The organism is Faecalibacterium sp. OF03-6AC (assembly GCF_003478175.1).
GTDB lineage: Bacteria > Bacillota > Clostridia > Oscillospirales > Ruminococcaceae > Faecalibacterium > Faecalibacterium taiwanense.
Genome location: NZ_QUEN01000012.1, coordinates 39,955 through 62,677, shown reverse-complemented (window position 1 = coordinate 62,677; position 22,723 = coordinate 39,955). Strand labels below are relative to the sequence as shown.

The 22,723-nt window shown below is 58.5% G+C and carries 20 protein-coding genes; 7 read left to right on the top strand and 13 right to left on the bottom strand.

Features of this window, described 5'->3' with window-relative positions; genetic code table 11:
* Positions 1–59: 59 nt before the first annotated feature.
* From DXA66_RS12330 to rpmH, 13 genes are all read right to left on the bottom strand, one after another.
* The gene (locus DXA66_RS12330; protein ID WP_097774092.1) at positions 60–857 is read right to left on the bottom strand and encodes a ParB/RepB/Spo0J family partition protein; all 798 of its coding nucleotides are present in this window, start codon (positions 855–857) and stop codon (positions 60–62) included.
* Between the two features lie 159 nt (positions 858–1,016).
* Positions 1,017–1,724 (bottom strand): 16S rRNA (guanine(527)-N(7))-methyltransferase RsmG, encoded by a 708-nt coding sequence (gene rsmG / locus DXA66_RS12325; protein WP_118529199.1) that lies wholly within the window; start codon positions 1,722–1,724, stop codon positions 1,017–1,019.
* Between the two features lie 19 nt (positions 1,725–1,743).
* Positions 1,744–2,301, bottom strand: coding sequence for a prolyl-tRNA synthetase associated domain-containing protein (locus DXA66_RS12320; RefSeq protein WP_337678554.1), 558 nt, complete (start codon positions 2,299–2,301; stop codon positions 1,744–1,746).
* Positions 2,302–2,332: 31 nt separating this feature from the next.
* Entirely contained in the window at positions 2,333–2,560 is a 228-nt protein-coding gene (locus tag DXA66_RS14165) for a hypothetical protein (protein ID WP_147365181.1), read from the bottom strand.
* A 317-nt stretch (positions 2,561–2,877) separates the two neighbouring features.
* Positions 2,878–4,746: a tRNA uridine-5-carboxymethylaminomethyl(34) synthesis enzyme MnmG gene (gene mnmG / locus DXA66_RS12315; protein ID WP_118529198.1), complete on the bottom strand. Its 1,869-nt coding sequence runs from the start codon at positions 4,744–4,746 to the stop codon at positions 2,878–2,880.
* A 22-nt stretch (positions 4,747–4,768) separates the two neighbouring features.
* Positions 4,769–6,139: a tRNA uridine-5-carboxymethylaminomethyl(34) synthesis GTPase MnmE gene (gene mnmE / locus DXA66_RS12310; protein ID WP_118529197.1), complete on the bottom strand. Its 1,371-nt coding sequence runs from the start codon at positions 6,137–6,139 to the stop codon at positions 4,769–4,771.
* A gap of 10 nt (positions 6,140–6,149) precedes the next feature.
* On the bottom strand, positions 6,150–7,205 hold the full coding sequence (locus DXA66_RS12305; protein ID WP_097776781.1) for a GGDEF domain-containing protein: 1,056 nt from the start codon (positions 7,203–7,205) through the stop codon (positions 6,150–6,152).
* A 209-nt stretch (positions 7,206–7,414) separates the two neighbouring features.
* The gene (locus DXA66_RS12300; RefSeq protein WP_243089103.1) at positions 7,415–9,226 is read right to left on the bottom strand and encodes a 5'-nucleotidase C-terminal domain-containing protein; all 1,812 of its coding nucleotides are present in this window, start codon (positions 9,224–9,226) and stop codon (positions 7,415–7,417) included.
* A gap of 303 nt (positions 9,227–9,529) precedes the next feature.
* Positions 9,530–10,696, bottom strand: coding sequence for an RNA-binding cell elongation regulator Jag/EloR (gene jag / locus DXA66_RS12295; RefSeq protein ID WP_118529195.1), 1,167 nt, complete (start codon positions 10,694–10,696; stop codon positions 9,530–9,532).
* A 17-nt stretch (positions 10,697–10,713) separates the two neighbouring features.
* Positions 10,714–11,775, bottom strand: coding sequence for a YidC/Oxa1 family membrane protein insertase (locus tag DXA66_RS12290; protein ID WP_243089102.1), 1,062 nt, complete (start codon positions 11,773–11,775; stop codon positions 10,714–10,716).
* Between the two features lie 95 nt (positions 11,776–11,870).
* Positions 11,871–12,185, bottom strand: a complete 315-nt coding sequence (yidD, locus tag DXA66_RS12285) for a membrane protein insertion efficiency factor YidD (protein ID WP_118529193.1) — start codon at positions 12,183–12,185, stop codon at positions 11,871–11,873.
* Entirely contained in the window at positions 12,182–12,592 is a 411-nt protein-coding gene (gene rnpA / locus DXA66_RS12280) for a ribonuclease P protein component (protein ID WP_118529192.1), read from the bottom strand. The genes yidD and rnpA overlap by 4 nt, the downstream gene beginning before the upstream one ends.
* A 213-nt stretch (positions 12,593–12,805) precedes the next feature.
* Positions 12,806–12,940 carry a 50S ribosomal protein L34 gene (gene rpmH / locus DXA66_RS12275; RefSeq protein WP_005924258.1) on the bottom strand — a complete coding sequence of 45 codons (135 nt, stop codon included), beginning with the start codon at positions 12,938–12,940 and terminating at the stop codon, positions 12,806–12,808.
* Positions 12,941–13,296: 356 nt separating this feature from the next.
* Between rpmH and dnaA the strand changes: the two genes are divergently transcribed.
* The 7 genes from dnaA (at position 13,297) to gyrA (ending at position 22,678) form a co-directional block, all read left to right on the top strand.
* The gene (gene dnaA, locus DXA66_RS12270) at positions 13,297–14,619 is read left to right on the top strand and encodes a chromosomal replication initiator protein DnaA (RefSeq protein ID WP_005937115.1); all 1,323 of its coding nucleotides are present in this window, start codon (positions 13,297–13,299) and stop codon (positions 14,617–14,619) included.
* A gap of 396 nt (positions 14,620–15,015) precedes the next feature.
* Positions 15,016–16,122: a DNA polymerase III subunit beta gene (dnaN, locus tag DXA66_RS12265; protein WP_097776786.1), complete on the top strand. Its 1,107-nt coding sequence runs from the start codon at positions 15,016–15,018 to the stop codon at positions 16,120–16,122.
* Positions 16,123–16,134: 12 nt separating this feature from the next.
* The gene (locus DXA66_RS12260; protein WP_005937022.1) at positions 16,135–16,350 is read left to right on the top strand and encodes an RNA-binding S4 domain-containing protein; all 216 of its coding nucleotides are present in this window, start codon (positions 16,135–16,137) and stop codon (positions 16,348–16,350) included.
* Positions 16,350–17,471: a DNA replication/repair protein RecF gene (locus DXA66_RS12255; RefSeq protein WP_118529191.1), complete on the top strand. Its 1,122-nt coding sequence runs from the start codon at positions 16,350–16,352 to the stop codon at positions 17,469–17,471. Before DXA66_RS12260 ends, DXA66_RS12255 begins: the two co-directional genes overlap by 1 nt.
* 82 nt (positions 17,472–17,553) lie before the next feature.
* Positions 17,554–17,811 (top strand): extracellular matrix regulator RemB, encoded by a 258-nt coding sequence (gene remB, locus DXA66_RS12250; protein ID WP_005937016.1) that lies wholly within the window; start codon positions 17,554–17,556, stop codon positions 17,809–17,811.
* A gap of 83 nt (positions 17,812–17,894) precedes the next feature.
* A complete protein-coding gene (gyrB, locus tag DXA66_RS12245; protein WP_097774101.1) occupies positions 17,895–19,889 on the top strand; it encodes a DNA topoisomerase (ATP-hydrolyzing) subunit B in 1,995 nt (664 codons plus the stop codon).
* Positions 19,890–20,095: 206 nt separating this feature from the next.
* Positions 20,096–22,678: a DNA gyrase subunit A gene (gyrA, locus tag DXA66_RS12240; protein WP_118529190.1), complete on the top strand. Its 2,583-nt coding sequence runs from the start codon at positions 20,096–20,098 to the stop codon at positions 22,676–22,678.
* Positions 22,679–22,723 lie beyond the last annotated feature (45 nt).

The window sequence follows — 22,723 nt, the reverse complement described above, 5'->3', positions numbered from 1 at the left end:
TGGAAAAACCGTCAGGTTTTGACTGAGGGAGTTCGTCCCCTGTTCCACATGGAACAATTTTACCGTTCGGCGGCGGTGGTTGGGATGCGCACCGTATATTCGATATACCCGTCCTTCTCCTCCCGGTGGGCAGTGGCGGGCACACCATTATCGGTCATCAGACGGATGGCATGGTCGATGGTGTTCACAAAAATACGCACATCCTTGACCATCGAGATGCGGTGCCTGCCTTTTGCAGGGGTGTTCAGCAGCTGTTCAATGTAGAGGTCGGTCTGCCGGGCATTCATACGACGTTTGGCAATGTTGATCAAGGCTTCACTGCGGCGGTTTTCCGGCAGACGCAGCACCGCCCGGGCATGTCGCTCGGTGAGGCTGTTGTCCAGCACGAACTGCCGCTGGTCAGCGTTCAGCTGCAAAAGCCGCAGCTTGTTGGCAAGGGTGGGCTGCGCCATGCCCAGTCGCTTGGCGGCTTCGGCCTGCGTGCAGTCCCACAGCACCATCACATCCTTTAAGCCCTGCGCCTGCTCAAATGGGTTCAGGTCGGCGCGCTGGATGTTTTCCAGCAGGCCCAGCGCGGCGGTGCGCTCATCGTCGTAATCACAGAGGATGGCAGGGATGGTGTTCATTTTAGCAAGGCGGCAGGCACGGAGCCGCCGTTCCCCGGCTACCAGCTCGTAGCCGCCATCCGACACTTTTCGCACCGAGATGGGCTGCAGCAGACCATTTTCTCGGATGCTCTGGGCCAGCGCAGCCAGCTCCTGCTCGCTGAATTCCCGCCGTGCTTGAAACGGCGACGGTCTGATCTGATCGATGGGCAGGAAATAAATTTTGCCCGCCTGCTTTTTGCGTTCAAACATGGATACACGGCTCCTTTCGCGTGGTGGATGGGTTTTGTTTTTCACATTTTCCCGGGAAAGCGTGGAAAACTCAGGCTTCAGGCACAGTGTATCACACAAATAAAAGCCCTGCCAGAAGTTTCGTTCGGCAGGGTTTTACAAAATTCTATCGATATTTCGTTATTTCAACGGGCTTTTCGCAATTTTTCCGCCGTTTCTGGGGTAGGCTGTCGGAGTCTGCGAAATCTTTTTGCACAGGATCAGGGTGCGGGTGTCGCCGCCCGGAAGGTGCAGAGTGCGGGTTTCTTTGTACTCGCCGCCCAGCTTTTTGATGGCACCGCGCGCTGCGGCCAGTTCTTCCTCACCGGAAGAGCCTTTCATGGCGAGGAAATTGCCGCCCACCTTTACCAGCGGAAGACAGTATTCGGCCAGCATGGGCAGCGCAGCCACAGCCCGGGCAGATGCCAGATCAAACTGTTCACGCCACGCCTTGCGGGCGGCTTCCTCGGCGCGCTCCTTTGCAAACTCCACGCCGGTCAAGCCCAGCTGGGCACAGGCGTACTTCAAAAACTCCACCCGCTTGCCGGTGGGTTCCATCAGGGTCAGCTCCAGTTCCGGCTTGTAGATTTTGGTCACGATGCCCGGGAAGCCTGCGCCTGCGCCCACATCCACCATGCGGCCCGCCACTTCCGGCTGGCTGGCAAACAGCAGGCTGTCGAGGAAGTGCTTATCCTCGATCCCCTCGGGGTCAGTGATAGCAGTCAGGTTGACCTTCTGGTTGTAGTCCACCAGGATTTCGGCAAAGGCATCCAGCTGATCCAGCTGGGTGCCGGTGAGAGTGATGTTCCATGTGGAACATTTTGTTTCAAGGCGCTGTTTATCGATCATACGCAGGTTTTCCTTTCTGTTATTCGCCGGTCAAGTGAACGAAGATCGGCTCGTGGTGCACGGCAGGCAGGAAAGTTTCCAGCACATCTGCCGTTCGCAGCTTGAGCGAGGAGGTGTTGATGCAGGGGTGGCAGCCGAGGTACTCCCCTGCCTTTATGTCCTCATCCATCAGCAGCTGCACCTTATTTTCAGCATCATTGGCAAGGCCCATAATGGAGGAGGAGCCGGGCGTGCAGTCCAGATACTGCTCCATATCCTCGGGCGAGGCAAAGCTCAGGCGGGCAATGCCCAGTTGATGGGAAAGCTCTTTGGTTTTGAAGGGCTTGTCCCCGGGCATCATGAGCAGATAGAAGTTCGTCTTCTGCCGGTTGCACAGGAACAGGTTCTTGCACACGGTGGCATTCAGGCAGGCATCGATCACATGGCAGTCCTCCATGGTGTCGGCCTTCATCCAGCCGTGGTCGGTGCGCCAGAATTGGATGCCCAGCTTGTCCAGCAGGTCATAGGTACGGATCTCTTTTTCCAGCCGCCCGGTGCAGTCGGCAGGACGGCCCTCGTAAAGCTTCAGTTCTTCCATTGGTTGCAGCTTCTTTCTATGTTTAACGATTTCAAATGCCCTCCGCGTTGCTCTGGGCAAATTCATCGGAAAAATTATTTTTATATTTGCAAATCAGGAAAATCTGCGGATTTTCCTGATTTGCTTTTTCACACGGAAGGTCGTAATGGTAAACGGCATCTACTGCTGCTGACTCCCTGCGGGAGCATTCACGCAGCAGAAAATGCACAAGCTTATCCGCACGGCGCGTCGCGCAAGCGACTCGAAATCGGCGGAACACAAAAAATCCTCTAGCGAAGCGACTTGGATTTTTTGTATGGAGCCCATCTTCTTTGGGATTATTAAGGGCGAGTAGCCCTTAATTCGTGCCTCCCGCGCCTCGAAAGTAGCGGAGACCTTGCCTCGCTGAACACGCGGCATTTGCTTTGCAAACCGGTCTGCGGCTTAAAAGCCCCACTGGGGCTTTCATGCCCTGTGGGCACCGCCGTCCTTTCTGGTTCTCTTTTGGCACGCAAAAGAGAACATCCCCGGCGGCGACGCATTTTGCAAAAGGCATGAAGCCCGCCCCACACGAATACTCTCTGTGCTGGAAGCAGCTTACTTCCTCGCTGCCAGTGCAATGCTCAGCTGCGCCACGTCGGAGGGCGATACGCCCGGGATGCGCCCCGCCTGACCGAGGTTCTTCGGCCGGATGCGGGCCAGCTTTTCGCGGGCTTCCAGTGTCAGGCCGGTCAGGTCGGAATATTCAAAATCATCTGGGATCAGGGTCTTTTCGTGCCGGGCCACGTCCCGGATCATCCGATCCTGCCGGGCAATGTAGCCCGCATACTTGATCTCGGTCTCCAGCCGTTCGGCCAGCATGGGGGTGATTTGCTCGCCCCAGCCGATCATACCCGCCAGCAGCGGATAGCTGATCTCCGGGCGGCGCAGCAGCTCTTCCGCAATGCCGCCCTCAGCAGCCGGGACAAGGCCTGTGGCTTCCATGGCGGCGCGCAGGTCTGCGGTGCGCAGATGCGTCTCGTGCAGGCGGCGGCGCTCCGCTTCCAGAATGCTCTGGGTGTGCTGGTACTTGGCCCAGCGGTCATCCTGCACAAGGCCGTATTCCCTGCCGATGGGGGTCAGCCGCTGGTCAGCGTTGTCCTGACGCAGGGTCAGGCGGTACTCGCTGCGGCTAGTCATCATGCGGTAGGGGTCCATAACCCCTTTGGTAACCAGATCATCCACCAGTGTGCCCAGATAGCTGGTGTGGCGCGGCAGGATGAGCTGCTCTTTGCCCAGCGCATTGCGGGCGGCGTTCAAACCTGCCAGCAGGCCCTGCGCGGCGGCTTCCTCGTAACCGGAGGTGCCATTGAACTGTCCCGCGCCGTACAGGCCCCGCACCACCTTGCTTTCCAGTGTGGCTTCCAGACTGGTGGGGTCCACGCAGTCGTACTCGATGGCGTAGGCCGGGCGCATGATCTCGATGTTCTCAAACCCTTTGATACTGCGGTAAAAGGCATTCTGCACATCCTCCGGCAGGCTGCTGGAGGCACCCTGCAGATACATCTCTTCGGTGTTCTCGCCGCAGGGTTCCACAAAGATGGGATGCCTGTCCTTGCCCGCAAAACGCACCACCTTATCCTCAATGGAGGGGCAGTAGCGCGGGCCAACACCCTCGATCATGCCGCCGTAGAGCGGGCTGCGCTGGATGTTATCCAGAATGATCCTGTGGGTCTCGGGATTGGTATAGGCGATCCAGCACTCCACCTTGTTGTGCATGGGTGCATCGGTCATAAAGCTGAAGGGCTGCAGCTCATTGTCCGGGTCGCCGGGCTGGCATTCCAGCTTGGAAAAATCGATGCTGCGGCGGTGCACCCGGGCAGGGGTACCGGTCTTGAACCGGCGCAGCGGCAGCCCGGCAGCCTTCAGGCTGTCGGTCAGGGCGTTAGCGGCGTGCATCCCGTCCGGGCCGGAGGCGTACCATGCATCACCCACAAAAATTTTGCCGCCAAGGTTCGTGCCGGTGGCAATGACCACGCATTTGGCGCTGTATTCCCCGTTCAGCTGGGTCACAACGCCCTTCACACGGCCGTTCTCGGTCTCGATGCTCACAACCTCAGCCTGATGGATGGCAAGGCCGGGCGTGAGTTCCAATGCATGCTTCATATATTCATGGTAGCGCTTGCGGTCGGTCTGCACACGCAGGGCGTGCACCGCCGGACCTTTGCCCTTGTTGAGCATCCGGCTCTGCAGATAGGTGGCATCTGCAGCAAGGCCCATCACGCCGCCAAGCGCATCCAATTCACGTACCAGCGTGCCTTTTGCCGTTCCACCAATGCTGGGGTTGCAGGGCATGTTGCCAATGGCATCCAGACTCATGGTAAATACGGCCGTTCTCGCGCCCAGCGTTGCGGCGGCGTGAGCTGCCTCGATGCCGGCATGACCGGCACCGACGACGATAACGTCATAATCTCCTAAGTGGTTCATATACTTTTCCTTGGTTTTCCTCTTATTTTCCCACGCAGAAGCGTTCAAACACCTGTTCGATCACAGCTTCCGAGGCGTTCTCACCGGTCAGGTCGCACAGGGCGGCCAGTGCGTCGTCCACACAGACGGAAACGGCATCCAGCCCAAAGCCGTCTGCGGCAGCATCCAGTGCACCGGCCACAGCGTCCCGCGCACGCAGTGCGGCGCAAAGCTGACGCTGGCCGGACAGACTGGCGGCATGGGGGTCGATTTGGCTGGTACCCAGCAGGCGGGCCACCGCAGCGGAGATCACCTTGCGGCTCTCCTCCTCCTGACAGCACACCGGCAGCACCATGGCAAAGCAGGGCGCTATGAACTCTGCGTCAAATTGCGTTGGTTTATCCTCTTTGTTGATAAGTGCAATGGCTGGACGGCCTGTGCAACGCTGTGCAAGCTCCAGATCTTCCCGCGTGGGCGGCTCAGAGCCATCGAACACAGCCAGGATCAGGCCTGCCTCCTCCAGCTTTTTCCAGCTGCGGCGGATGCCCTCGGCTTCAATGGCATCTTCGGTCTCGCGCAGACCGGCGGTATCGAACAGATTCAGCTGGATATCCCCCAGCTGTACCGCCTGCTCCACCACATCACGGGTGGTGCCAGCCACCGGCGTGACGATGGCCCTGTCGAACCCGGCCAGCAGGTTGAGCAGTGTGGATTTGCCCGCATTTGGTCTGCCCACAATGGCGCAGTCCACACCTTCGCGCAGGACGGTATCTGCCTGATAATTATGGATCAACTCGTCCAGCTCTGCCTTTACCCCACTCAGTACGCGGTGCAGATGGTCACCGTCCAGCTCCGGCACATCTTCTTCGGGAAAATCCACCCATGCGGCAAGGTGAGCCTGAATGGCGGTAAGCGCTTCCTTCTGGGCACTGATCTTCTTTGCCAGCGCACCGCCCAGCGCGGCATTGGCCAGCGCCGCACCCTGACGGCCATCCGCCGAGATCAGATCCATCACCGCTTCGGCCTGCGTCAGACCCAGCTTACCGTTCAGGAACGCGCGGCGGGTGTACTCGCCGCGCGCGGCAGGCTGAGCACCGGCAGCAAGACAGGCTTCCACCAGACGGCGGGCCACGGCGCTGCCGCCATGGCAGGAAAGCTCCACCACGTCCTCGCCGGTATAGCTGTGGGGCGCGCGGAAAAACAGGGCCACCCCCTCATCAAAGGCTTCGTCCCCTTCCCGGAATGTGCCGTACATGGCGGTGTAGCCTTTGGCATCCTCCACCTTTTTTGCGGCGTTGGCCGGGCGGAACACCCGGGCTGCTATGGGATAGCTCTCCGCACCGGAGAGCCGCACGACGGCAATACCGCCTGCGCCCGGCGCTGTTGCAATGGCTGCAATGGTCGTTTCCTGCATGGTTTTCCTTTCAGCGTCCCTGCTGCTCTCGCAGGACGCGGTAATGCTCTTCCTTATCAAGATACATCCGCTTTTCTGCCTTGCGGCACAGCGCACCGACATCGATGCCGCCCGCACTCTCGGTGGCAACACCCACGGCCACCGAGTAACCCGCGCTGCCCACGATGGAGACAAAATCCTTTACACATTTGCGCACAGCCGGATCCTGCCGGTCCGTCACATAGGCTAAAAATTCATCGCCGCCAATGCGGTAGCAGTTGTTTTTGCCAAACATTTCCCGTATTTCCAGCGCCACCACCTGCAGCATCCGGTCACCTTTGTCGTGGCCTTCGCTGTTGTTCAGGTCATGCAGGCCGTTCACATCCATATAGATGCAACTCAGCGACACCGAGCAGCGGGAAGCCCAGTCCTCCCGCTCCCGTTCGTAAGCATTGCGGTTCTTCATGCCAGTAAGGATATCAAAACTGGCGATTTCGCGCATCCTTTTGCGGGAGAGTGCGTTCTGGTACATGGTGATCATGGTAAATGTGGAAATAATGCAGGAGATCACCCCAAAAAACACCGCATTGACGATATCCACCGTTACGGTGCGGCCGCTTTCAAACACGACCACCATCCCGATAAAGATGCCGTCAAACAGAAGCACATTGGCAATGTGCTGGATGGGCGGCATCATGAACAGCAGTGGCACCGCCAGCAAAAATGCAATGAAGGTGACAGAAAGCTCTTCCGGCGCGTGCACCGCTTCCGCAATGCCCAGCGCATACAACATAGCTGCAAAGGCATACATCAGCCACCGCAGAAGCAGGCCGTTTTGATCCGGGAACATCAGATCCACAACACGCAGGCCCGCGCACACCACAAGGGCGATGCAATAGAGCAGGCTGTGCTCTCGCAGAACACCGATCCCTCCCGACAGGCAGGTGATTGCAAACAACAGGCCGCACGCCATGTTCAGGTACACATGCATCTTTCTGCGGTTCTCTTCCTCGATCTCCGGCTGACAGTCCCTGTAATCCTGCACTTCCAGCCCGCTATAACACAGGAGCTTTTGGATCTGGTTCAATGCTGTCTGCCTTCTTTCTGCAAGATCCCTGTGATCCTTTTTCTTTCAAAAAAGATACCAATACTTTTTTATTGTACCACGAAAATTCACAGAATGATACTGTTTTTCAACCATTTCCCGGGAAAAGGTTGAAAAAAGCGTCTTCTTTTACGCAAAAGGGGCCTTCCGGCCCAAACCGGAAAGCCCCTGTTTTTACAGAGATCTGTTTTTTAGAACTTGGCGATATCCGCCGTGGTGATGGCCTTGCCGGGCAGCGTGCGTGCATCGGCGTTCTCATTCAGGGCCAGCTTGCCATCGCGCAGCAGCTGCACAGCCTTCTGGTGATCGGCAGCCTTCCAGTTGTTGCCCACGATCTTCCAGTTGTTGTTCACGTGCGGCTCAATGGTGCCGCCCTTCACGGTGCGGATGTACTCGCCCAGCAGTTCGCGGATGCCGCCCACGTCGCCGCGCACATCGATCTCCAACAGCTTGGGCAGCTCTTCGCCCGGCAGGAAGATGTCCGCAGCCGTCAGCAGCTGGGTGGTTGCGCGGTAGTTGTTCACTGCCACAACAAAGGTGTCGGTGTCCTTTACGGCCTTGCCGTTCGGCCACTTGAGGTTCTTGATGCGGTGGCCCGGCTCCTTGGAGATGTCCAGCTCGTAGCTGACACCCTCAAAAGCATCGTACAGGTAGTAGCGCACCGAGGGGTCAAAGGCAATGGTCACTTCATCCGGCTTCCATGTCTTGAAGAAGGCAGCAGACCACTCCATGAAGCGGCGCAGCTGCTCGCCGGTCATCTGCAGCTTGTACAGGGTGTTCTGGTAGGTGTAGATGCTGGCCATATCACACTTGCGGATGGTGCCCGCGCGCATCTGGGAGGTCATGGAGGTCAGGGCGGTAGCAGAGACCTGCGCACCGGTGTAGTACATCTGCACTTCGTTGATGAAGTCCAGCAGCGCGGTATCCTGCACCATGGCCTGCGGCAGGCAGTCGATCTCATTTTCGGGGGCCAGATCGCCGCCCTTCAGCTCGCCAATGGGGGTAACAGCGTCTTCCTTGGCGCGGGTGTCGTAGGAGGCCAGCAAAGCGGTCAGCTCCGGATCGGGCTCGTACTCCTTGATCTGCAGGTTTTCAGAGGTGCGGTTCACGACCTTCCACTTACCGTCCAGCTGGCGCTCCAGATAGACGTGGATCTCGGACAGGGTGGCACCGGCGTTCTTGTTCTCCACCACCAGCACGTTGTTGATCATCATGTTGGGGATGCTCCTGTGGCCGTGGCCGCCCACGATCACATCAAACTCCGGGCAGGCATTTGCCAGATCGGTAACGCCGGAGCCGTACACACCGTACTCGTTCTCGGTATCCATGTGCATGACGCCGATCAGAACATCCACCTGATCCTTGATCTTATCAATGATCTTGCGGCTCTCGTCCACGGGGTTGGTGACAGTCCAACCCTCCAGATTCTTGGCATCCCAGCGGGTGATGTTGGGCGTGACCATGCCGATGACACCGATCTTGACGGTGCCCTTCTTGATGATGGTGTAGCCGTCGGCCAGCGGGGTGCCGTCCGGTGCGTAAACGTTGCCGGTGAGCACCTTGGCCTTCTGTTGTCCCATGACCTTTTTCAGCACATCCATGCCGTAGTTGTACTCGTGGTTGCCGGTGGTCCAGATATCATAGCCGATGGCATTCATGGCAGCGACCATGGGATGCAGGTCATCGTTCAGGAACAGCTCTGCGGAGTTGGCCTGAATGGTATCGCCTGCATCCACCACCAGCGTGTTCCGGGTGCGGCACTGCTTGATGGCGGTCGCCTGCTGGGCCACACTGCCGGAAGCATCTGCCTTATTGGCGGCGTAGTCCCATGGATCGAATTTACCGTGGGTATCGCTGGTGGCAAGGATCTGCAGATCCATGCTCCACAGGGACTTGATGTCACAGGCGGCTGCAGAGGGTGCCATGCAGCTGGCGGCTGCGATGGTTGCGGATGCCCCTGCACCACGCAGGAAGCTGCGGCGGGAGATCTTGTTCTGAGCCATAGTTGAATACCTCTCTTTTCATCATTCTGTCTGTTCCTCACGAACAGAACGCTCTTGACTACAGTATAAATCCTTGACCAATTGTTTTACAATTGCCATTTAAGAGAAAGATTTCGGCAAAAAACAGGCAGGTTCTCCAAATTTTGAGAAGAATGACTTTTGACAGGCTCAGTATACCGCAACGGCTGCCCGCCCCGAAACCACCTTGGCATCAGGTTTTGGTAAAATCCTTTTTGCGTGAAAAAAGGTCTCCGGAAAATCCGCAGATCTTCCGGAGACCCTGATTTCAAAAGTAATTCCGTATTACAGCTCGATCTTGCCAAAGCTGAAATCGGCAAAATCGTCCACGCGCTCGGTGCGCTTGGGTGCTACCGGTGCTGCATTCTCTGCATCACGGGGTGCATAGGTGCGCTCCGGCACGCCGGAAGGCCGCGGGCCGCGGGGTGCACCATTGCGGCTGCCACGGTAGCCGCCGCGGCTTCCATTGCGGTCGCCGTGGTCGGAACGGTTTCCTCCGCGATAACCGCCGCCGCTGCGCGGACCGCCGGGACGACGGCCATTGCCGCGTCCGCCGCGGGGACGGCGCTCACCATAGGTGTTCTCGGTCTGTGCATCGGGTGCGGTGGAGTAGATGACCACACGGCGGTCACGGCCTTCGCCCTTGCTCTCGCTGCGCACGCCCTCCATCTTGCTGATGGCAGAGTGGATGATGCGGCGCTCGTAGGGGTTCATGGGTTCCATGGCAAAGCTGCGGCCGGTCTTGCGCACCTTGGCACCAATGCGCTGTGCCAGTGCGGTCAGGTCGCTCTCGCGCTTATCGCGGTAGCCGGCCACATCCAGACCCAGCTTGATGTAATCGCCCTCCAGACGGTTTGCCACAAGGCTTGCCAGATAGGAAAGGCTCTCCATAGTCTCGCCGCGGCGGCCGATGAGGGCACCCAGCTTTTCACCGTCCAGACGGATGATAGTAGCTTCGCCCTTCTGCACAGCGCTGAAGGTGACATTCTCCACGCCCATCAGGGCAATGACCTCACGCAGGTAGTCCACAGCAGCCTTGACCTTAGCGTTCTCTTCGATCACGATGGGGACTTCCGGCTCCTCTTCCTCGGCAGCGGGCTGCTCTGCAGCAGCTTCTGCAGCGGGGGCAGCAGGCTCTTCGGCCTTTGCTTCCGGCTGTTCTGCCACAGCGGCAGGCTCCTCTGCCACGGGAGCGGCCTTGACAGCCTCCTGCACGGGAGTCTTTTTCTCAACAACAGGCTCAGCGGGTGCTGCAGCCGGAGCGTCCGGCTCCTCCACGCTCACGCACACCTTGGCGGGGGTGAGCTTCAGGCCCAGAAAACCAGTCTTCTGGGGCATTTCCAGCACTTCGCAGCTGACATTCAGATCATCGGCCTGCACGCCCAGCAGAGCGCAGGCTTTTGCGCGGGCTTCATCGACCGTTTTGCCGGTCGCTTCCTGCTTACGGATCATAACCGTTCATCCTCCTCTTATTCTTTATCCTGCTTGTTCAGCTCGCTCAGCGGCACGGTGCGCTCGTCCTTGTAGCGTTCCTCGTCCAGCCGGCGGGCATACTCCAGACGGTGCTTGTTCATCTCGCTGGCAGAAAGGTTCTTTTCCGTGGTCTTGCCGGTCTTGGGATCGGTGACCTTGACGGTAGTGTTCTTCACACCGCGTTTTTCCTGCTTTTTCTTTTCTGCGATCTGCGCTTCGATCTCCTTGCGCATCTTCTCGGGGTCGTACACCTTGCGCATGACCTGAGTCTGCACGGTCATCACGATGTTGGAAACGACGTAGTACAGAGAGAATGCCAGAGGATAGGTGAAGCAGAAGAACAGGTACATCAGCGGCATCATATACATGGTCAGCTTCATGCTGCCCTGCATCTGCTGGCCGCTGGCCTTCATGCTGATGTGGGTGGACAGGAGCATGGTGATGACCGACAGCAGCGGCAGCACGATGTCCAGAGAAAGGCCCAGCTTGGGGATGCGGGTCAGGTCGATGCCGAGGAAGTTCATGTGCTGGCTGAACTCGGTGATGGTAGCGATCTGCTCGGCGCTGAAGCAGCCCAGCACACCGCCGTTGCCAGCAACCACCTGTGCGATGATGTTGGTATCGCGGGTGATGGCGGTAAAGGCGACGCCGGAGGCGGTCAGGGCCTCACCGGCGGCGGTCAGAGCCGCAGCGCTGATGTGGAAGATGCGCTCCAGCGGATTGTACACGACACCGATAACGCCGAACATGACAAGGAAGTTCAACAGCATGGGCACGCAGCCTGCGGTGGGGTTATAGCCGTAGTCCTGCTGCAGCTTGAGCATTTCTTCCTGCTGCTTTTCGGGCTTGTCCTTGTACTTGGTCTGGATCTCCATCATCATGGGCTGGAAGGCCGACATTTTAGCCATGCTCTTCTGCTGGCTCAGCTGCAGAGGGATCTTGACGATGTTGATGAGCAGCGTGAAGATGATGATGTCCCAGCCGTAGCTCGGGAGCAGCTTGTAGATCCACTCCATGACATAGCCGAGAGGACCGCTCAGGATGTAAAAGAAGTTCATACCTTTGTCCATTCTGCCCCGTCTGTGGCACGGGACTTGTTATTTTTTATCGTAGGACACGCTGCCCACAGTGCACCGCGTCACAAGAAGCATATTTACTTTTCCACCTTTTGCTTGTGCCGTGTGGAAAACAGCTTTGCGGGCTGCAGTCGGCGGGCAGGGTTCTGCCAGCGGCCCGGCTCCGGCACCGGGTCAAAGCCCCATTTGCCGAAGGGATTGCACCGGGCGATGCGCCATGCCCCCAGCAGGATGCCCTTTACGCACCCATGGGTCATGATGGCCTGCATGGTGTAGTTGCTGCAGCTGGGCGTAAAACGGCAGCTGCGGCCGATCCACGGGCTTAAAACATACTGGTAGGCCCGGATGGGCACGCACAGCGCGCGGCGGCAGATGTACTGCAGGCGGTTCATGCGTTCGGCTTTTCCGCCTGTGCCCTGTGTGCCGGGGGCACGGTGGCAGGGGGCGGCGCATCCGGCCGTTTGGCCTTATCCGGCAGACCGGCCTGTGCAAACAGCTTTGCCACAACGCTGCTCAGCTGCCAGCTCTTCAACCGCGGGGTCATACCGCGGGCTACAAAGATCAGATCGTAGCCGCCGATGTTGTAGTCCAGATGCTCGTCGATGGCCGCCTTCATCACGCGGCGGGCGCGGTTGCGCTGCACGGCGTGGCCGATCTTTTTGGTGGCGGTCAGGCCCACGCGGGTCTTTTTGCTGCGGGTCTTGAGCACATACATCACAAGACCGGGGTTCACATAGGATTTGCCGCGGGCATACACTCTGCCAAACTCGCTGTTGCGGCGGATGGGACGATAGCGCATGGTTCCGCGCCTCCTTTCTGTGGCTGAGAACACGCCCCGAAGAGTGCATTCTTCAGCCAGTATATCAAAATTTTTTCGACTTTGAAAGCCCATGCGGGCATTTTTACGAAAATTCTTTCAATTTTCAAAAAAAAATAAGACCGCTAATCCAATATCAGCGGTCTTTTGTGCGCATATTCATTTCTGCGCCGGATCCCGTCATAAAAGGCCGGATCAGACAGTCAGGCTCTTGCGGCCCTTTGCACGGCGAGCATTGATGACCTTACGGCCGTTCTTGGTGCTCATGCGGGTCAGAAAGCCATGAACTTCCTTGCGCTGACGCTTCTTGGGCTGAAAAGTTCTCTTCATGGTTGTATCCTCCGTAAAAACTTATCCCCGGTATGGGGTCTGATGTGGTCCCAGATTGGGGACAGGCTTGCAATTCAACAGTATATCGCATAGTATGGCGTTCTGTCAAGCATTTTTTTCGCTTTCCTTCAAACTTTTTTGTGAAAAGATTTTCAACTTTTTCACCATTCTGCCGTGGAAAACTCTTTTGCCACAAGATATTGTGGCCCTGTTTTGCCCATGCCACAACGGCCGTGCAGGGGCTTTTCTTATGTATTATAAATTACATTATAGAAATATGGACGCACAGCGTTTTTTGTGGTATACTAACCTAGTATCAGCAGCATTGTTGAAAACTTTAACGGAGTGGATGTTTTATGGATTCTTTTAAGGACGTTTTAGAGGCCGCCCAGGCGTACTGCAAAACGCAGATGGCCGAGCCGACCTATAATCTCTATATCGACGGACTGGAGCCGATCAGCTTTGAGGATTCCAGCCACATCACCCTTTCGGTGCGCAACGACTTCATCTGCAAGATCGTGACGGACCGTTACCTCGGCCTGCTCAAGGAAGCCTTCAAGACCGTGCTGGGCTTCGACGTGGACATCACGCTGGTGGTGCCCAGCACGCCGCCCCACGAGGTGGTGCTGGCCCAGCAGTACGAGGCAAACCCCGCCTCCCCGCAGGGCAACTACGAGTTCACATTTGAAAACTTCATCAAAGGCCCCTCCAACCAGTTTGCGTTTGCTGCTGCACAGGCGGTTGCGGCCAATCCTTCCGGCGCATACAACCCGCTGTTCATCTACGGCGGCTCCGGCCTTGGCAAGACCCATCTGCTTACGGCCATCCAGACCGAGATCAAGCGCACCCACCCCGATTTCGTCATCATGTACGTTACCTGCGAGCAGTTCACCAATGAGCTGATCGCCGCCATCCGCGCCGGCAGCACCGAGGACTTCCGCATGAAGTACCGCGTGGCAGACCTGCTGCTGGTGGACGATATCCAGTTCATCGCCGGCAAGGAGTCCACGCAGGAGGAGTTCTTCCACACCTTCAACTCCCTGCACGATGCCCACAAGCAGATCGTCATTGCCTCCGACCGCCCGGCCAAGGAGATCAAAAGTCTGGAAGAGCGTCTGCGCACCCGCTTTGAGTGGGGCCTGACCGCCGATGTGCAGCCGCCGGATTTTGAGACCCGCGTGGCCATCGTCAAGCGCAAGGCAGAACTTTTGCATCTGGACCTTCCCGAGGATGTGGCCGAGTTCATTGCCAACCACCTGAAGAACAACATCCGTCAGCTGGAAGGCGCTGTAAAAAAACTGAACGCCTACTACATGCTGGAGGGCATCCAGCCGGTCATCAGTGTGGCCCAGAATGCCATCAAGGACATCCTCAACGAGACCCAGCCGGTGCCCGTGACCATCGAGAAGATCATCGGCGAGGTGTCCCGCACCTTCAACGTCTCCCCTGCCGATATCCGCGGCACCAAGCGCAACGCCAACGTTGCCTCTGCCCGCCGTGTGGCCATCTACATCCTGCGCGAGGTCACCGGCATGAGCATGGAAGAGATCGGCCGTGAATTCTCCGGCCGTGACCACTCCACCATCGTCTACTCCCTCAAGACCATGGAGCGTGACATGAAGAACGACCAGCACCTGCGCGAGACCGTGAGCGACATCATCAAGAACGTAAAGGCCTGACCGCAGAAATCGTGTAAAAGTCGTACTCATTTATGGGTGAAACCCCAAAATATGGGGAGAAAACGGAACAAAACGGGAAAAAAGAACCTATATCTTGTGGTAAAAACGCAAACCTTTCCACACTTTCCACAGAGTTTTCAACATTCAACTTCCGTTCTCCACATGGTCTGTGAAAAGAAAGACCGATTCCAACCTTTCCACGATCCATTCACAACACATTCACAACCCCGTGGAAACCAAAACCCCCGCATTCCGACAAGGCTTTTCGGGGTTTTCCACAAGTTCCCCACCCCCTACTACGGTTACTACAACAAGTTCAATAAGATAGACCGGTTCTGAAACTGTTTTCAAACACAAAACAACATCAGAAACGAAAAAAAAAGGAGAGAATTCAGTTTGAACATCGTATGTGATAAAGTTCTGCTGAGCGCAGCCATCGATGGTGTGTCCAAAGCCGTCACCATGCGTTCTGCCATCCCTGTGCTGGAAGGCATCCTGCTGAAAGCCGAAGGCTTCCAGCTCAACCTCACCGGCTACGATCTGGAAATGGGCATCGTGACCACCATCGAAGCCAATGTCAAGGAAGCCGGCGAGGTGGTGCTGAATGCAAAGCTGCTCAGCAGCATGATCAGCCGGATGCCCGCCGGTCAGGTCAGCATCCTCTCTGCCGAGAACGGCAAGACCACCATCCAGAGCGGCGTGGTCCAGTTCGAGATCCAGTCCATGCCGGCCAACGATTTCCCGGAGCTGCCCAATACCGGAGCGGAAGAGACCCTGACCATCAAGACCGGCGTACTGAAAGATATGATCGATCGTACGTTATATGCTGTCAGTCAGGACGAGAAAAAGCCCGCCCACACCGGTGAGCTGTTCGAGATCCTGCCCGACAAGCTGACTGTGGTGGCACTGGACGGCTACCGTCTGGCCATCGTGGAACGCCCGGTGACGGCGGTAAAGGATATCCGCATCATCGTGCCCAGCAAGACCATGACCGAGGTCGCCCACCTGCTGCCCAACGACGACGAAGAGCCGGTGCACATCAGCGCCAACCGCCGCTATGTGGTCTTTATGGCCGGCGGCTACACCATCATGAGCCGTCTGATCGAGGGCGAGTTCCTCAACTACCGCAATGTGATCCCCGCCGACAGCCGCACCCGCGTGACCATCGACACCAAGGAATTCATCGAGACCATCGAGCGTGCTTCGCTGATTATTACAGAGCGTTTAAAAAATCCTCTCCGCATCTCCTTTACAGAGGGTAGAGTCGTGGTGCGCTGCCAGACCAACCTTGGCCGCGTGGTGGACGAGTTCAACGCCGACTGCGAGGGCGACGAAGTGGAGATCGGCTTCAACAACCGCTATCTGCTGGATGCGCTGCGCAACGCCCGCACCGAGAAGGTCCGCATGGAGATCAGCGGCCCTCTGAGCCCGGTCAAGGTGCTGCCTGCCGAGGGCAACGACTTTTTGTATCTGGTGCTGCCGGTGCGCTTCAAGAACGATTAAGAGGGCGAAATTATGCAGAAAATTCTCATCCATACGGAATTTATCAAGCTGGATGCCCTGCTGAAATATGCAGGCCTGTGCGAGACCGGCGGCGAAGCCAAGGAGCTGGTGCAGGGCGGTGCCGTGAAGGTGAACGGCGAGGTGTGCACCATGCGCGGCAAGAAGTGCCGTGCCGGTGATGTGATCGAGCTGGACGGCCAGACCGTGGAAGTGGGTCAGGGCCAGTAATGCGTCTGCTTTCACTGGAAGTTGCGAATTACCGCAATATTGCGGCAGCGCAGCTGGAACCTGGCCGGGAGCTGACCGTGATCTGCGGCAACAACGGTCAGGGCAAAACGAACCTGCTGGAGGCCATCTGGCTGCTGACCGGCGGCAAAAGCTTCCGGGGCGGCAAGGATGCCGAGCTTGTGCGCCGCGGAGAAACATTCGCGGTACTGGAGGCCGTCACCCAGCGCACCCGGCAGGAGGATCAGGAACCGGACGAACCGGCAAATGTGCGCATTACGGTGGGCACGCCGGATGCACAGCGCCCCGGCCGGTATGCATCGGTCAACGGCTCTCCGCCCAAGCGGGCGGCGGGCCTTGCGGGCAGCTTTCCGGCTGTGGTGTTCGACCCCGGGCACCTGAGCCTTGTAAAAGGTGCACCGGAAGGGCGGCGGCGGTTTCTGGACGCGGCGCTGTGCCAGCTGTACCCCGGCTACCTTGCCACCTACCGTCGCTATGTGCGGGCATTGCAGCAGAAAAACGCACTGCTTCGTCATTCGGCGGCTGGCGTAGAGCGCCCGTGGGCAGAAAAATGCGCCCTGCTGGAAGTGCTGAACCTGGAACTTGCCGCACAGGGCGAGGCCATCCAGAAGCGGCGGCGGGAATATCTTGCCCTGCTCACACCGCTGGCCTGTGCCAACTATGCCGAGCTTTCCCATGGGGCAGAGCGCATGGCGGTGCGGTATGCCGCCCAATTTGAGCCGGGCGGGCTATCCGCACTTTTGAAGCAGCGCCAGAACGAAGAGCTGCGCGCCGGGCAGAGCCTGTGCGGCATCCACCGCGAGGACGTTGAGCTGCTGCTGGACGACCAGCCCGCAAAGGTGTTTGCAAGTCAGGGACAGCAGCGCAGCGTGGTGCTGAGCCTGAAAATGGCCGAAGCGGCTGCCGCTGCCCGGATCACCGGAGAGCACCCGGTGCTCCTGCTGGACGATGTGCTCAGCGAGCTGGACGAGGGCCGCAAGCAGTATCTGCTCACCCGCATGAAGGAAAAGCAGACATTCGTGACCAGCTGCGATGATACCGCGTTCCTGAAAACGGACGGCGAAGTGTACCGCATGAACGGCGGTGTGCTGAGCAAAGCATGAAGAAATGATGCAAAAGTACATGCAGCTGCCGGTGAATAAACGGCGTTTTATGCATGAACTGCCAGAATGAGGAAAATACTGTATGTATATTCATCTGGGCCGTGACTACGTGCTGAATGACCGGGACATTATCGGCATCTTCAATCTGGAAACCACCACCATCACCCCCCGGGGCCGGGAGTTTCTGAACTACGCCCAGAAGAACGGCGCGGTGGTGAGCCTTTCGGACGAGCTGCCCCAGAGCTATGTTCTGGCAGACGGGGCCGTGGTGGACACGGTGTATCTTTCGGAGCTGTCGCCTGCTGCCATGCGGCGCAGAGCCGAAAAAATGATCGAGTAAACCAGCCAACAGGCGGAGAATATGCTCTGCTTTTACGATAGATCGAACAAAAATGCAAACATTGAACAAAAGGGAGAAAGGAAATGGCAGAAGAAATCATTACCAGCACAAATGCCGAAACCGCTACCGACCATGAGTATAATGCCAGCGAGATCCAGGTCCTGAAGGGTCTGGAGGCGGTGCGCAAGCGCCCGGGCATGTATATCGGTTCCACCGGCGAGCGCGGCCTGCATCATCTGGTCTACGAGATCGTGGACAACGCCATCGATGAAGCACTGGCCGGCTACTGCGACCACATCGAGGTCAAGATCCTGAAAGACAACATCATTCAGGTCACGGATAACGGCCGCGGCATCCCTGTGGACATTCAGGCCGACACCGGCCTGCCCGCCGTTACCGTCGTTTACACCATCCTGCACGCCGGCGGCAAGTTCGGCGGCGAGAACTCCGGCTACAAGGTGGCCGGCGGCCTGCACGGCGTGGGCGCTTCGGTGGTCAACGCCTGCTCCGAGTGGCTCACCGTCAACGTGCGCCGCGACGGCCACGAGTACGAGCAGACCTTCCGCCGCGGCGACCCGGACGGCCCGCTCAAGTGCATCGGCACCGTAGCCGATGGCGTTACCGGCACCCGGGTCACCTTCAAGCCGGACCCGGAGATGTTCCGGGATACCACCGTGTACGACTTCGACACGCTGGAAAAGCGCCTGCGGGAGGAAAGCTTCCTGAACGCCGGTGTCAAGATCACTCTGACCGACGAGCGTGAGATGTACACTCCCGTGCTGGAGGACGGCAAGGAGGGTGAACCCTGCTACCGCACCGAGGTCATGTGCTACGAGGGCGGCATCAAGAGCTTCGTCACCTATCTGGGTGAGAAGCGCAAGCTGGACGTGCTGCATCCCAACGTCATCTACCTCAAGGGCCAGACCGACCGCGGCATGGCAGAGATCGCACTGCAGTACAATTCCAGCTACAACGAGCTGCTGCTGAGCTTTGCCAACAACGTCAACACCCCGGACGGCGGCACCCACGAGGAGGGCTTCAAGAACAGCCTGACCCGCGTGTTCAACGATTATGGCCGCAGCCACGGCCTGCTGAAGGATAAGGACGAGAACCTGTCCGGTGCGGACGTGCGCGAGGGCCTGATCTGCGTAATCTCGGTCAAGCTGCAGGAGGCGGAGTTTGAGGGCCAGACCAAGGCAAAGCTGGGCAATACCGAGATCCGCACCCTGGTTTCCAACATGGTCTACTCCAAGCTGATGGAATTCTTTGAGGAGAACCCCGGTGTGGCAAAGGCCATCTTTGAAAAGGCCACCCAGGCCGCCCGCGCCCGCGCCGCTGCCAAAAAGGCCCGCGAACTGGTGCGCCGCAAGAGCGCATTGGAGACCAGCCGGATGCCCGGCAAGCTGGCAGACTGCCGCGAAAAAGACCCCAGCCGCACCGAAATCTTCATCGTCGAGGGCGATTCTGCAGGCGGTTCCGCCAAGATGGGCCGTGATTCTGCCATTCAGGCCATCCTGCCGCTGTGGGGCAAGATGCTGAACGTGGAAAAGGCTCGCGCCGATAAAATTTACGGCAACGACAAGCTGATGCCCGTTGTGCTGGCACTGGGCTGCGGCATTGGTGACGAGTTCGATATCTCCAAGCTGCGCTACGATAAAGTGTTCATCATGGCCGATGCAGATGTGGATGGCTCCCACATCTGCACCCTGATGCTCACCTTCTTCTTCCGCTATATGCGCCCGCTCATTGAGCAGGGCCATGTGTATGTGGCCCAGCCGCCTCTGTTCAAGGTGCAGAAGGGCAACACCATCAAGTACGCCTACAACGATGCCGAAATGGCCGTGCTTTCGCAGGAGATGCCGGGTGCCAAGGTGAACCGCTATAAGGGCCTTGGTGAGATGAACCCCGAACAGCTGTGGGAGACCACTATGAACCCGGACAACCGGGTCATCGTGCAGATCACCATTGACGATGCCGAAAAGGCCGACGAAGCATTTACCATCCTGATGGGCGATCAGGTGGAGCCGCGCCGCCGCTTTATCGAGACCAACGCCCAGTACGCAAAGCTGGACGTGTAAGCGTGCTCGCCCTCTCCGTCTTTGCTTCGCAAATCCACCTCTCCCAAAGGGAGAGGCCTTGGCAAAGAGATGACGTTTGCGTGGACTGCCAAGGGCTCCCACTTTGGGGGAGCTGGCGCGTAAGCGCCTGAGAGGACAAGGCTCTTTTCCGAGAAAAAAATCCCTTTCCTGTACAAAAGAGAGGGTCAAACCCTACGGAGGAAACAATGGAAGAAGATTATGTGATGATACCGGGCAGCGGAACCAAAAAGATCATCCGCGATGTGAAAAAGGAAATCGAGACCGCATTTCTGGACTACTCCATGTCGGTCATCGTGTCCCGCGCCCTGCCCGATGTGCGCGACGGTTTGAAGCCTGTTCACCGCCGCATTCTGTACACCATGCACGAGCGCGGCAACGACCCCAGCCATCCCTACCGCAAATCCGCCGACACCGTTGGTGCGGTGCTGGGCTCCTACCATCCCCACGGCGACGCATCGGTCTACGATGCCATGGTCCGTCTGGCACAGGACTTCTCTCTGCGCTATCCGCTGGTGGATGGTCAGGGTAACTTTGGTTCTGTGGATGGCGACCCCCCGGCTGCCTACCGTTACACCGAGGCCCGCATGAGCCGCATGGCGGTGGAGATGCTGACCGATATCGAGAAGGACACCATCGACTGGGACCCCAACTTTGACGAGACCAAGAAGGAACCCAGCGTGCTGCCCTGCCGCTTCCCCAACCTGCTGGTCAACGGCAGTCAGGGCATTGCGGTCGGCATGGCCACCAACATCCCGCCCCACAACCTGAGCGAGGTCATTGACGGCTGCATCGCCTATATCGACGATCCGGACATCGACCTGCCCGGCCTGATGGAATACATCAAGGGCCCGGACTTCCCCACTGCCGGCATCATCATGGGCCGCAGCGGCATCCGCGCCGCCTACGCCACCGGCCGGGGCAAGATCACCCTGCGGGGCCGCGCCACCATCGAGGAAACCAAGAACGGCCGCACCCAGATCATCATTACGGAGATCCCGTATATGGTCAACAAGGCCCGCCTCATTGAGAACATGGCCGACCTTGTCAAGGATAAGCGCATCGAGGGCATCACCGGCCTGAACGATGAGACCAACCGCAAGGGCATGCGCATCGTGGTGGACATCCGCAAGGATGCCAACGCACAGGTCATCCTGAACCAGCTGTACCAGTACACCCAGCTGCAGGATACCGTGGGTGTCATCATGCTGGCCATCGACCACAAGGTGCCGAAAGTGCTCACCCTGAAGCAGATGCTTCAGAAATACGTGGAATTTCAGGACGAGGTGGTGCGCCGCCGCACCCAGTACGACCTGAAAAAGGCCAAGGAGCGCGCCCACATTCTGGAAGGTCTGAAGAAGGCCACCGACATCGTGGACGAGCTGATTGCCACCATCCGCGCCTGCAAGGGCGGCATGGCAGAGGCCAAGGCTGCCATCATGGAGCAGTTCGGCTTTGACGACCCGCAGGCAGATGCCATCGTCAAGCTGCAGCTGGGCCGTCTGGCAGGCCTTGAGATCCTCAAGATCGAGGAAGAGCTTGCCAGCCTGCAGGCCAAGATCGAGAACTGGGAAGCCATTCTGGCCGACGATGCCCGTGTGCTTGCCATCGTCAAGGAAGAGCTGCTGGAAATGAAGAAGCGCTTCGGCGACGAGCGCCGCACCGAGATCCAGTCCGTGACCGGTGAGGTGGATATCGAGGACCTGATCGCCGAGGAGCAGTGCGTCTACACCCTGACCGAGGCCGGCTATATCAAGCGCCAGCTCAAGGCCACCTATCAGGCACAGCGCCGCGGCGGACGCGGCATCTCCGGCATGACCCGCAAGGAAGAGGATATCGTGCAGGAGATGTTCGTTGGCTCCACCCACGACTATGTGCTCTTTGTCACCGACCGGGGTCGTCTGTTCCGCATCAAGGGCTACACCATCGCCGAGGGCAGCCGCACCAGCAAGGGCAGCAACATCGTCAACCTGCTGCAGCTGGCCGAGGGCGAAAAGGTCACCAACATGATCTGCCAGTCGAAGGAAGCCGACACCGAGGGCGGCTTTGTGACCATGGTCACGAAGCAGGGCCTCATCAAGCGCACCCCGCTGGAACAGTATGCTAACATCCGTAAGTCCGGCCTGATCGGCATTGCCCTGAACGAGGGCGACGCTCTGGCATGGACCCGCCTGACCTCCGGCCACGATATGCTCATCGTTGCCACCCGCAACGGTCAGGCCATCCGCTTCAACGAAGCCGATGCACGTCCCATGGGCCGCAGCGGCCACGGCGTGCGCGCCATCCGTCTGGCCGAGGGCGATGAAGTTGTGGGCGTGTGCATCTGCCGCGAGGGCGGCACGGTGCTCACCGTCACCGAGAACGGCAAGGGCCGCCGGTCGGACATCGACACCTACCGCATCACCGCCCGCGGCGGCAAGGGCATCCGCAACTACGATGCCGCTAAGGATAAGGTGGCTGCGGTCAAGATCGTGGACGACGTGGATGATGTGCTGCTGAGCAGTCAGGAGGGCATCATCATCCGTCTGCACGCCAACGAGATCCCGCTGCAGAGCCGCTACGGCTCCGGCGTGCGGGTGATGCGCTTGGGTGAGAACGACAAGGTGATGGTGCTTGCCCGCACCGACCACGACGACGAGGCCCAGACCGAGCAAATCGACACCTCTGATGCCGATGCCGAACCCACCGCAGAGCAGCTTGCCGCCATGGAAGCTGCGGATGCTGCCGCCGCTGCAGAAGCCCCGGAAGCAGACGATAAGGGCGAAGAGTAAACCTTGAAAACACAATAAGATTTGAAAGAAGCCGCCGCGCAAGGA

Coding starts and splice junctions, on each gene's coding strand:
- rnpA (WP_118529192.1), bottom strand. CDS start 12,592: ATGCGCTATCGTCCCATCCGCCGCAACAGCGAGTTTGGCAGAGTGTAT.
- DXA66_RS12320 (WP_337678554.1), bottom strand. CDS start 2,301: ATGGAAGAACTGAAGCTTTACGAGGGCCGTCCTGCCGACTGCACCGGG.
- gyrA (WP_118529190.1), top strand. CDS start 20,096: ATGGAAGAAGATTATGTGATGATACCGGGCAGCGGAACCAAAAAGATC.
- DXA66_RS12255 (WP_118529191.1), top strand. CDS start 16,350: ATGCGTCTGCTTTCACTGGAAGTTGCGAATTACCGCAATATTGCGGCA.
- jag (WP_118529195.1), bottom strand. CDS start 10,696: ATGATCCGTAAGCAGGAAGCGACCGGCAAAACGGTCGATGAAGCCCGC.
- rsmG (WP_118529199.1), bottom strand. CDS start 1,724: ATGATCGATAAACAGCGCCTTGAAACAAAATGTTCCACATGGAACATC.
- yidD (WP_118529193.1), bottom strand. CDS start 12,185: ATGAACCGCCTGCAGTACATCTGCCGCCGCGCGCTGTGCGTGCCCATC.
- remB (WP_005937016.1), top strand. CDS start 17,554: ATGTATATTCATCTGGGCCGTGACTACGTGCTGAATGACCGGGACATT.
- rpmH (WP_005924258.1), bottom strand. CDS start 12,940: ATGAAGAGAACTTTTCAGCCCAAGAAGCGTCAGCGCAAGGAAGTTCAT.
- mnmE (WP_118529197.1), bottom strand. CDS start 6,139: ATGCAGGAAACGACCATTGCAGCCATTGCAACAGCGCCGGGCGCAGGC.
- DXA66_RS12290 (WP_243089102.1), bottom strand. CDS start 11,775: ATGAACTTCTTTTACATCCTGAGCGGTCCTCTCGGCTATGTCATGGAG.
- DXA66_RS12300 (WP_243089103.1), bottom strand. CDS start 9,226: ATGGCTCAGAACAAGATCTCCCGCCGCAGCTTCCTGCGTGGTGCAGGG.
- mnmG (WP_118529198.1), bottom strand. CDS start 4,746: ATGAACCACTTAGGAGATTATGACGTTATCGTCGTCGGTGCCGGTCAT.
- DXA66_RS12330 (WP_097774092.1), bottom strand. CDS start 857: ATGTTTGAACGCAAAAAGCAGGCGGGCAAAATTTATTTCCTGCCCATC.
- gyrB (WP_097774101.1), top strand. CDS start 17,895: ATGGCAGAAGAAATCATTACCAGCACAAATGCCGAAACCGCTACCGAC.
- DXA66_RS12260 (WP_005937022.1), top strand. CDS start 16,135: ATGCAGAAAATTCTCATCCATACGGAATTTATCAAGCTGGATGCCCTG.
- dnaA (WP_005937115.1), top strand. CDS start 13,297: ATGGATTCTTTTAAGGACGTTTTAGAGGCCGCCCAGGCGTACTGCAAA.